At 55.9% G+C, this 9,483-nt stretch carries 12 protein-coding genes; all 12 read left to right on the forward strand.

Translation table 11 applies throughout. The features are described from left to right. Positions 1-59 precede the first annotated feature (59 nt). The 12 genes from accA to ndk all read left to right on the forward strand — a co-directional run bounded on the left by accA (position 60) and on the right by ndk (position 9,477). On the forward strand, positions 60-1,010 hold the full coding sequence (gene accA / locus ABNS66_RS13880; RefSeq protein WP_286695866.1) for an acetyl-CoA carboxylase carboxyl transferase subunit alpha: 951 nt from the start codon (positions 60-62) through the stop codon (positions 1,008-1,010). Positions 1,011-1,029: 19 nt separating this feature from the next. Continuing rightward, a complete protein-coding gene (tilS, locus tag ABNS66_RS13885) occupies positions 1,030-2,349 on the forward strand; it encodes a tRNA lysidine(34) synthetase TilS (protein WP_286840098.1) in 1,320 nt (439 codons plus the stop codon). Between the two features lie 53 nt (positions 2,350-2,402). Continuing rightward, positions 2,403-3,185, forward strand: a complete 783-nt coding sequence (trmJ, locus tag ABNS66_RS13890; RefSeq protein ID WP_036255995.1) for a tRNA (cytosine(32)/uridine(32)-2'-O)-methyltransferase TrmJ — start codon at positions 2,403-2,405, stop codon at positions 3,183-3,185. Positions 3,186-3,330: 145 nt separating this feature from the next. Beyond that, complete coding sequence (gene iscR / locus ABNS66_RS13895; RefSeq protein WP_027873625.1) at positions 3,331-3,807, forward strand: Fe-S cluster assembly transcriptional regulator IscR; 477 nt, start codon at positions 3,331-3,333, stop codon at positions 3,805-3,807. Between the two features lie 59 nt (positions 3,808-3,866). After that, positions 3,867-5,081: an IscS subfamily cysteine desulfurase gene (locus ABNS66_RS13900; protein WP_204995928.1), complete on the forward strand. Its 1,215-nt coding sequence runs from the start codon at positions 3,867-3,869 to the stop codon at positions 5,079-5,081. A 24-nt stretch (positions 5,082-5,105) separates the two neighbouring features. Next, complete coding sequence (iscU, locus tag ABNS66_RS13905; protein ID WP_204995927.1) at positions 5,106-5,489, forward strand: Fe-S cluster assembly scaffold IscU; 384 nt, start codon at positions 5,106-5,108, stop codon at positions 5,487-5,489. A 20-nt stretch (positions 5,490-5,509) separates the two neighbouring features. Further along, positions 5,510-5,833, forward strand: a complete 324-nt coding sequence (gene iscA / locus ABNS66_RS13910) for an iron-sulfur cluster assembly protein IscA (RefSeq protein ID WP_027873628.1) — start codon at positions 5,510-5,512, stop codon at positions 5,831-5,833. A gap of 92 nt (positions 5,834-5,925) precedes the next feature. Continuing rightward, the gene (gene hscB, locus ABNS66_RS13915; RefSeq protein ID WP_286840101.1) at positions 5,926-6,462 is read left to right on the forward strand and encodes a Fe-S protein assembly co-chaperone HscB; all 537 of its coding nucleotides are present in this window, start codon (positions 5,926-5,928) and stop codon (positions 6,460-6,462) included. 31 nt (positions 6,463-6,493) lie between these two features. Further along, on the forward strand, positions 6,494-8,344 hold the full coding sequence (gene hscA, locus ABNS66_RS13920; RefSeq protein WP_286840103.1) for a Fe-S protein assembly chaperone HscA: 1,851 nt from the start codon (positions 6,494-6,496) through the stop codon (positions 8,342-8,344). Between the two features lie 10 nt (positions 8,345-8,354). Then, complete coding sequence (fdx, locus tag ABNS66_RS13925) at positions 8,355-8,693, forward strand: ISC system 2Fe-2S type ferredoxin (protein WP_027873631.1); 339 nt, start codon at positions 8,355-8,357, stop codon at positions 8,691-8,693. 28 nt (positions 8,694-8,721) lie between these two features. Then, a complete protein-coding gene (gene iscX, locus ABNS66_RS13930) occupies positions 8,722-8,922 on the forward strand; it encodes a Fe-S cluster assembly protein IscX (protein WP_027873632.1) in 201 nt (66 codons plus the stop codon). Positions 8,923-9,048: 126 nt separating this feature from the next. Then, the gene (gene ndk / locus ABNS66_RS13935) at positions 9,049-9,477 is read left to right on the forward strand and encodes a nucleoside-diphosphate kinase (RefSeq protein ID WP_027873633.1); all 429 of its coding nucleotides are present in this window, start codon (positions 9,049-9,051) and stop codon (positions 9,475-9,477) included. Positions 9,478-9,483 lie beyond the last annotated feature (6 nt).

Below are 9,483 nucleotides of genomic sequence, written 5' to 3' on the forward strand. Positions count from 1 at the left end.
CCCATATTGAAAAATGATAAAATATGGGCGGACGTCAACAGAGCGAATAAAACAGAGCGATGAACCCGAATTATCTCGATTTTGAACAACCGATTGCCGAACTGGAAGCCAAAATTGAAGAGCTTCAGTTGGTGGGTAACGACAACGATATCAATATTGGCGAAGAGATCGCCAAGCTGAAGGATAAGAGCAGCAAGCTGACAGAAAAGATTTTTTCGTCACTGCGTCCTTGGGATGTCGTAAAGATCGCGCGTCACCCTATGCGCCCTTACACCCTCGACTACATCCGGCGCATCTTTACCGATTTCGACGAGCTGCACGGGGATCGCCATTTTGGTGACGATTCCGCCATTGTCGGGGGCATTGGCAAAATCGATGGCAAGCCCGTGATGGTGATTGGTCAAGAAAAGGGTCGCGGCGTTACTGAAAAGGTTAAGCGTAACTTTGGTATGCCAAAGCCAGAGGGGTATCGCAAGGCGCTTCGACTGATGGAGATGGCGGAGCGCTTTAAGCTGCCCATCGTTACGCTCATTGACACCCCGGGGGCGTATCCCGGTATCGACAGTGAGGAGCGCGGTATCTCCGAGGCCATTGCTCAGAATCTGGCGGTAATGTCGCGGTTGAAAACGCCCATCATTTGTATCGTGATTGGCGAGGGCAGCTCGGGTGGTGCACTGGGTATCGGCGTCGGCGATCATATTGCGATGCTGCAATACTCTACCTATTTCGTGATCTCCCCTGAGGGCTGCGCCAATATTATTTGGAAGAGCACCGAGTTTGCGCCCGATGCCGCTGAAGCAATGGGTTTGACGTCTACGGTGTTGGAAGAGCTCGGTATCGTTGATGCTACCATTCCTGAGCCCCAGGGCGGCGCGCATCGCGATATTGATGCCAGCGCCGAGCGGGTAAAAGAGCACATCCTAAAGCAGTTGGAGTCTCTGCAGGCACTGCCAGAGCCCGAGTTGCTGGATATTCGCTACCAGCGTTTGATGTCATACGGCACTGTGTAGTGAGGGAGGCCGTCGTTTCATGACGGATCATCTCGACCTCGTCAGCGAGGTTCAGGCCGCTCTTGCTTTGCTGGAGCGGCCTGAGCGTTATTGGCTGGCTTACAGCGGTGGCCTGGATTCCCGGGTGCTGCTGGACATTCTGCTGCGACTGCGTGAGCAGTGTCGCGACTTCCCCCCCGTTCACGTTGTCCATGTTAACCACGGTTTGCAAGATGCCGCTGATCAATGGGAGCAGCATTGCCGTGCTCTCTGTGATGCCCGCGATATTCCTTTGCTCGTCCACAGGGTGGTGGTCAGCGAAGACGGTGAGGGCCCGGAAGCCGCAGCCAGACGGGCTCGGTACCGCGCTTTTGAGTCGACATTGCAGCGCGGCGATGTGTTGTTGCTCGCCCATCATCTCGATGACCAGGCTGAAACCGTGTTGCAGCGCATGTTAAGGGGGGCGGGATTGCAGGGCGTGGCGGGAATACCGCCGCTGCGATCGCTGGGTGCGGGGCGCTTGTTTCGCCCATTATTGGCAGTTCCCCGAGAGCGTTTGTCAGTATTCGCGCAGCGGGAGGGGCTGGATTGGGATGAAGACCCCAGCAATGCCCAGGTGAGCTATGACCGCAACTACCTGCGTCATCACGTCATGCCTTTACTGGCGGCGCGCTGGCCAGCGTACCGGCGGAGCTTTGCTCGCGTGGCGGAACACAGCGCGGACAGTGCAGCCCTGCTCGATGAGTATCTGGAGGCGGATCTTGGGGCGCTGATGGACGGTGCCACACTGGATCTGTCGCGACTCTTACACATTCCCGCCCACAAACAGCTGCCACTGCTCAATCATTTCTTACGCAGTCGCTGCCAGCTGCGCCTGGAGCAGGCGCAGCTTCATATGTTTGCCGAGCAGTTTCTTAAATCCCGGGCGGATGCTCAGCCGCAAGTCGTGCATGGCCCGTGGCGGTTTTATCGTCACCGGCAGCGCTTGTATGTTGAGCCCAGAGATATCGCCGAACAGCCCTATGCTCAGGCTGTGCAGTGGTCGCTGACGGAGCCTCTTCGCCTGCCGTGCGGGGTGTTGTCCGCGCGTCCTGGTGGGGGGTTTTTGCCAAGCGGTAAGGTGACTGTTGAGTTTCGCCGCGGTGGGGAACGTTGTCAGCTTGCCGGTGAGGGGCACCACCGCTCGCTCAAAAAACTGCTCCAGCAGTGGGATTTGCCGCCTCTGCAGCGCGCCCGTTTGCCTCTTATCTATTGCGATGGGGAATTGGCGGCAATTGCTGATCTGGCGGTGTGCGAGGGCTTTTCCGCGCCGAAGGGCGACGGTTGGCAAGTATGTTGGCAGGATGTCGCCGGGCACTGACTCCCTGCGCTGGCCTCTGGTAGAATGCGCGGCTTGTAATCAAGGCGCCAACCATGACAGATACTCATTCTCTCGATAATGTCCGCATTGTGCTGGTCAATACTTCTCACCCGGGTAATATCGGTGCGGTTGCCCGCGCCATGAAAAATATGTGCTTGTCGCAGCTGTATTTGGTTGCGCCGCGCAAATTTCCCCACGATGAGGCAACGTGGCGTGCGGCGAGTGCCGGCGATATTCTCGACAATGCGGTGGTTTGTGAAACCCTCGATGAGGCGATTGCCGATTGCCATTTGGTCGTTGGTACAAGTGCCAGGGAGCGAACGGTGCCCTGGCCCTTGCTTAATCCGCGGCATTGCATGGAAGAGGTGTATCGCGAGGCCGGTGCTGGCCATCGCGTTGCGCTAATGTTTGGTCGCGAGGACAGGGGGCTGACAAATGAAGAGCTCCAGCGCTGCAACTTGCATGTACACATCCCTTCTAACCCCGAATACAGCTCGCTTAACCTGGGTATGGCCGTGCAGGTTATGGCTTACGAGTTACGCATGTTGCAGGTGGCGGGCGAGTTGGATGCCAATGCGATGGCTGAGTGGGACCAGCCGGTAGCCGAGGCTGAGGCACTGGAGCGTTATCTGGTGCATCTTGAGGAAACACTCTACGACATCAACTTCCTGCGCGCTGAGGCACCCAAGAAGCTGATGCTTCGCCTCCGGCGCTTGTATCAGCGCACCCGTCTCGATGAGATGGAGGTTAATATTCTGCGCGGCATACTCACGTCCACCCAATATTGGGTGCGCAAAGCCAAAGAGCGTGGAGAGGATGGCGGGCAGGAAGGCTAGAAGGTGGAGTACGCGGCCCCCAGGGGCTATAATGCGCCGCCGCTCCGTCGCGTTCCTGCGACATACCCGACTAAATTAATCGGGTAAATAGTTGATAGAAATACTAGGTTATTGCATAATCTCCCTACGGAGATTAGGTACGTTTATGCGATTAACGACGAAAGGACGATACGCAGTTACTGCGATGCTCGACTTGGCGCTGTATGGCGACCGAGGCCCTATCAGCCTGGCTGATATTTCCAGTCGTCAGGATATTTCTTTGTCGTACCTTGAGCAGCTGTTTGCAAAGCTGCGGCGCCGGGAGTTGGTGCGGAGTATACGCGGCCCTGGTGGTGGTTATCGCTTAAGTCGGCCGGGTGAAGAGATTTTTGTGGCCGAAATTATCGACGCCGTGGACGAGCGGGTCGATGCCACGGGTTGCTCTGGGCAGAGCGATTGTCAGGACGGTCACACCTGTTTAACGCATCACCTGTGGTCTGATTTAAGCGAGCAGATTCATCATTTTCTCAGTGATATCAGTCTAGCGAGCTTGGTACAGCGTAGAGATGTACAGGCGGTATCGGCGCGGCAACGGCTGCGCGGCGAATCCGAGCAAACTATCGTGCTTACCGCCATCGATTAAGCATTCAAACGCGCTGTGGCGCGAGGGGCGATACGGCGCCCCGATACGAGGAGAGAAATATGCAGTTGCCAATTTATCTGGATTATTCCGCAACCACGCCGGTAGACCCGCGTGTTGCTGAAAAGATGATGGCGTGCCTGACCACTGAAGGCGTGTTCGGCAATCCCGCGTCGCGATCTCACCTGTTTGGTTGGAAGGCGGAAGAAGCGGTAGAAAATGCGCGTCGCCAAGTAGCTGATCTACTCAACGCTGATCCGCGAGAAATTGTTTGGACGTCGGGTGCAACTGAGTCCAATAACCTGGCGGTTAAAGGTGCGGCACACTTCTACAGCAAGAAGGGCAAGCACATTATTACCTCGAAGATTGAGCACAAGGCGGTTCTTGACCCCTGTCGCCAGTTGGAGCGCGAAGGTTTTGATGTGACCTATTTGGACCCGAATGCCGATGGCATTATTACGCCAGAGGCAGTGGAGCAGGCGCTGCGCGACGACACTGTGCTTGTCAGCATCATGCACGCCAATAACGAAATCGGCACAATTAACGACATCGCGGCGATCGGCGAATTATGCCGCGAGCGCAAAATTGTCTTTCACGTCGATGCCGCGCAAACCGCGGGTAAACTGCCTATCGATTTGGCGGAAATGAAGGTCGATTTGCTGTCCATTTCGGCTCACAAACTATATGGCCCCAAGGGCATTGGTGTGCTCTACGTGCGCCGCAAGCCGCGTGTGCGTCTGGAAGCGCAGATGCACGGTGGTGGCCATGAGCGCGGTATGCGGTCTGGTACCCTGCCGACCCACCAAATAGTGGGTATGGGTGAGGCGTGCGAAATTTGCCGCCAGGAAATGGAAAAAGATGCCGCGCACTCGCTGGCACTGCGCGAGCGCTTTTGGAATGGCCTCAAAGATATTGAGCAGGTTCATGTGAACGGCTCTATGGAGCAGCGCTTGCCGGGCAACCTCAACATTAGCCTGGCTTTTGTTGAAGGGGAGTCACTGATTATGTCGCTGAAAGACTTGGCGGTGTCTTCAGGCTCGGCGTGTACCTCGGCCAGCTTGGAGCCCTCATATGTGCTCCGCGCGTTGGGTTTGAATGATGAGCTGGCGCACAGTTCACTGCGGTTCTCGTTTGGCCGTTTCACCACCGACGAGGAAGTGGACTATGCCGTTGAGCAGGTGCGCAAAGCGGTAGACAAATTGCGAGAGCTGTCTCCTCTTTGGGATATGTACAAAGACGGCGTTGATTTAGACAGCATTGAATGGGCTGCCCACTAAGGTAGCTCCGGAGGAGGACGACAAATGGCTTACAGTGAAAAAGTACTCGACCATTACGAGAACCCGCGTAACGTCGGTAAGTTTGATGATGCCAGTGATGAAATTGGCACCGGCATGGTGGGTGCGCCTGCCTGTGGCGATGTTATGCGTCTGCAGATCAAGGTCAACGACGAAGGCGTTATCGAAGATGCCAAGTTTAAGACCTATGGCTGTGGTTCGGCCATTGCCTCTAGCTCACTGCTTACCGAGTGGGTGAAGGGCAAAACGCTCGATGAAGCCGAGCACATTAAAAACACCGAGATCGCACAAGAGTTGGCGCTGCCGCCGGTGAAGATTCACTGCTCAGTGTTGGCAGAAGATGCAATCAAAGCTGCCATTTCGGACTACCGCAAGAAGAAGGGTGCTTAAGTCGCATGGTGGCTGAAGCAATGAAAATATCGCTGACAGAGTCTGCCGCTGAGCATATAAAGCGCCAGCTTGCTGGCAGAGGGCGCGGTCTGGGAATTCGCTTAGGTGTGCGCACGTCAGGCTGTTCCGGTATGGCTTACGTGCTTGAGTTCGTCGATGAAGTGCAGGCGGAAGACAAAGTATTTGAGGCCTTTGGGGCGTCGGTGTTTATTGACCCCAAGAGCTTAGTCTACCTCGACGGTACGGAGTTAGACTTCGTTAAAGAAGGGCTCAATGAGGGCCTGAAGTTTAATAATCCGAATGTGTCTGCAGAGTGCGGTTGCGGGGAAAGTTTTACCGTTTAACAGGCTTGTCGGCATCTGCTGGCGCGTTTCGGTTTATGCCGATCGCGCCTTTTGCGTATTTGGGGCGGCGTTTTTTCGCCATGGGGTGAATCGTGAGTGAGGGCTCTCAACTGGATTTCTTTACTTTGCTTGGGTTGGAAAAGTCGTACGACATTGACCAGACCGCGTTGACGGCAAGCTATCGGCAGTTGCAGTGCAGTGTTCACCCAGACCGTTTTGCCGGTGGTGACGAGCGCCAGCGCTTGTTGGCTGTGCAGAAGTCGGCGCAAATCAACGAAGCTTACGAAACGCTTCGCTCGGCAACTCGGCGGGCGGCCTATATGCTCAAACTGGCGGGGCATGCCGTCGACACCAGTGCCACCACCTTCCAGGATCCTGAGTTTCTAATGCAGCAAATGCAGCTTCGCGAGGAGTTGTCGGACTTGCATGACGCGGAAGACCCGGAGCAGGCGCTCGATCGTTTTTATGCCGATGTGGATAATGCCTTGACGTCTCAACGGCAAGAATTTCAAGGCTTCTATGAGCTTGGTGACTACGATGCAGCAAAGTCGAGTTATGCCAAGCTGCAATTCTTAGAAAAGCTGCGCTACGAAGCGGAACAAAAAGAAGGCGAGTTGCTGGATTTTTAGCTCCGTTCACCGCAGCAAATGGAAAGACAATATGGCGTTAATGCAAATCTCTGAGCCGGGGCAAAGCCCTGAGCCCCACCAACGCAAACTTGCAGTGGGTATCGATTTGGGGACGACGAATTCCCTTGTTGCCACCTTCCGAAACGGCAGCCTGCAAGTGTTGGCTGACGAGCAAGGGCGTGCACTGCTGCCCTCCGTGGTTCACTACGCGGACAGCGGCAGTGTGATTGTGGGGGACGAGGCGCAGTCGTTTGCGGCAGCAGATCCCAGCAATACCTTGGCGTCAGTGAAGCGTTTAATGGGGCGTAGCTACGCCGATGTCAGTGCCACCGAACAGTTGTCAACGTATGAGTTGATCGATACTGAGGGAATGGTGAGCTTGAATACGCGCGCGGGAGTGCGCTCGCCTGTGCAAGTGTCTGCAGAAATCCTTCGCGCGCTGGCTGAGCGCGCTCAGCAGAGTTTAGGTGGTGAGCTTCAGGGGGCTGTGATCACGGTGCCTGCGTATTTTGATGACGGTCAGCGCCAAGCAACCAAAGATGCGGCCAGGTTGGCCGGACTGAATGTGTTGCGCCTGCTTAACGAACCCACTGCCGCCGCTGTTGCCTACGGCCTGGATGAGAAAGAAGAGGGCGCCATTGCCGTTTTCGATCTGGGTGGTGGCACCTTCGATATTTCTGTGTTGCAGATGAGTAAAGGCGTCTTTGAAGTGCTTTCCACGGGGGGCGATTCTGCTTTGGGCGGTGACGACTTTGACCAAGTTATTGCTGCCTGGGTAATGGAGCAGACCGGCGAGTCGAACCTCGATGCGCGCCAGCGCCGCCAATTACTTGATGCCTGCCGCGCCGCCAAAGAATGCTTGACCAGCGCAGAGACGACAGAGCTGCGTGTTGCTGAACAGACGCTGTCATTAGCGCGAGAGCAATTCAATACGCTGGTGGACCCCTTAATTGACCGCGCGATTCGTGCCTGCAAGCGAGCCTTGCGTGATGCCAAGCTAAGCAGTGACGATATTCTTAACGTAGTGATGGTCGGCGGCTCGACGCGGGTACCGCGTGTGCGCGAACGTGTCGCCCAGTGGTTTGGCCGTGAGCCGTTGGTCGACCTTGACCCGGACAAAGTGGTGGCGCTGGGAGCGGCCTCGCAGGCGGACCAGCTGGTGGGTAATCGCAGCGGCGACGAAACCCTGCTTCTCGATGTCATTCCCCTGTCTTTGGGTATTGAAACCATGGGCGGCTTGACCGAAAAGGTGATTCATCGCAACACCACTATCCCGGTGGCGATGGCCCAGGAATTTACCACCTTCAAGGATGGTCAAACGGCCATGGCCATTCACGTGGTGCAGGGCGAGAGAGAGCTGGTCGACGACTGCCGATCACTGGCGCGCTTCGAGCTTGGCGGTATTCCGCCGATGGTTGCCGGCGCTGCGCGGATACTGGTGACTTTCCAGGTTGATGCCGATGGTTTATTGCAAGTATCGGCCCGAGAGGAAACCACCGGCGTGGAGAGTCAGATTCAAGTTAAGCCCTCTTACGGGCTAAGCGACACCGATATCGCCGATATGCTGACGGCGTCGTTCGACGCTGCCGGCGAAGACAAAGAAGCGCGTGCGCTCCGCGAGCAACAGGTTGAAGCAGAGGCGCTGTTGCAGTCGTTATCTGCGGCATTGCTCGCCGACGGCGAGGCTTTGCTCAGTGAAGAAGAGCAGCGTGAGCTGCTGGCCAAGATGGAGCAGCTCCACAATGAAAAAGCCAGTGGCACTGCGGCGAGTATCGCCCGCCAAATAGAAATTGTAGGCGCTGCGAGTGAAACCTTCGCCGAGCGCCGCATGGACGCGAGTATCAAAAAAGCCCTCGCCGGACGGCGAGTAGACGAACTGTAAGGAGCGCATCATGCCGCGCATAGTTGTATTGCCAAACGAGACGCTTTGTCCAGAAGGTGAGGTGCTGGAAGTTGCCAGCGGCGAGACCATCTGCGACGCCATGCTAGCCAATGGTATCGATATTGAACACGCCTGCGAGAAGTCCTGTGCCTGCACGACCTGCCACGTTGTCGTTCGCGAAGGGTTTGAGTCACTCGACGAAGCTGACGAGCTTGAAGAAGATATGCTGGATAAGGCCTGGGGGCTGGAGCCGGAATCCCGGCTCAGTTGCCAGGCAGTAGTAACGGATAAAGACCTCGTGGTCGAAATACCGCGTTACACCATCAATATGGTGTCTGAACGCCACTAGATTTTATGTGTCGCAAGGGGAGTAAACCATGGGCATAAAATGGACGGATGTACTGGATATCGGCATTGAGCTCGCCGAAAAGCACCCTGATATCGACCCAACATACATTAACTTTGTGGATCTGCACCGCCTGGTTGTGGAGCTGGATGAGTTCGATGATGACCCCAAGCGCAGTGGCGAGAAAGTGCTGGAGGCGATTCAAGCGGCGTGGCTGGACGAGCGCGACTAGCCCTCGGTAATTGTGCCTGAGCCCAGCGCAGCGAGTGCGTACCTATTTGGGGCGAATACGCGTATAATTCCGTCGATTTTTCGGGGGCTTGCCCCAATTTTTGAACTTTAAGCTGGAGATACTCAAATGGGCGTTGAACGCACCCTTTCCATTGTAAAACCCGATGCAGTTGCCAAAAACGTTGTCGGTGAGATTTACAGCCGCTTCGAAAAAGCGGGCCTGCAAATCATCGCGGCAAAAATGCTGCGCTTGAGCCGCGAGCAAGCCGAAGGCTTCTACGCTGAGCACAAAGGGCGTCCATTCTTTCCCGCTCTGGTTGACTTCATGACCTCTGGTCCTGTCACTGTGCAGGTGCTTGAAGGTGAAGGCGCAATTTTGAAAAACCGCGAGCTGATGGGTGCGACTAACCCGAAGGAAGCGGAAGCAGGCACCATTCGCGCGGATTTCGCCGAGTCTATCGATGCCAATGCAGTACACGGTTCTGACTCTGAGCAGTCTGCTGCGCGTGAAATTGCATACTTCTTCGCCACTAGCGAGCTCTGCGAGCGCGCATAAGAGGGG

This window comes from uncultured Spongiibacter sp. (assembly GCF_964011655.1).
GTDB classification, from domain to species: Bacteria; Pseudomonadota; Gammaproteobacteria; order Pseudomonadales; family Spongiibacteraceae; genus Spongiibacter; species Spongiibacter marinus.

Bases quoted from the DNA above. Each gene is read 5' to 3' on its own strand.
- trmJ (WP_036255995.1), top strand. From the start codon at position 2,403: ATGACAGATACTCATTCTCTCGATAATGTCCGCATTGTGCTGGTCAAT.
- hscA (WP_286840103.1), top strand. From the start codon at position 6,494: ATGGCGTTAATGCAAATCTCTGAGCCGGGGCAAAGCCCTGAGCCCCAC.
- iscR (WP_027873625.1), top strand. From the start codon at position 3,331: ATGCGATTAACGACGAAAGGACGATACGCAGTTACTGCGATGCTCGAC.
- ABNS66_RS13900 (WP_204995928.1), top strand. From the start codon at position 3,867: ATGCAGTTGCCAATTTATCTGGATTATTCCGCAACCACGCCGGTAGAC.
- fdx (WP_027873631.1), top strand. From the start codon at position 8,355: ATGCCGCGCATAGTTGTATTGCCAAACGAGACGCTTTGTCCAGAAGGT.
- iscU (WP_204995927.1), top strand. From the start codon at position 5,106: ATGGCTTACAGTGAAAAAGTACTCGACCATTACGAGAACCCGCGTAAC.
- iscA (WP_027873628.1), top strand. From the start codon at position 5,510: ATGAAAATATCGCTGACAGAGTCTGCCGCTGAGCATATAAAGCGCCAG.
- iscX (WP_027873632.1), top strand. From the start codon at position 8,722: ATGGGCATAAAATGGACGGATGTACTGGATATCGGCATTGAGCTCGCC.
- tilS (WP_286840098.1), top strand. From the start codon at position 1,030: ATGACGGATCATCTCGACCTCGTCAGCGAGGTTCAGGCCGCTCTTGCT.
- ndk (WP_027873633.1), top strand. From the start codon at position 9,049: ATGGGCGTTGAACGCACCCTTTCCATTGTAAAACCCGATGCAGTTGCC.
- accA (WP_286695866.1), top strand. From the start codon at position 60: ATGAACCCGAATTATCTCGATTTTGAACAACCGATTGCCGAACTGGAA.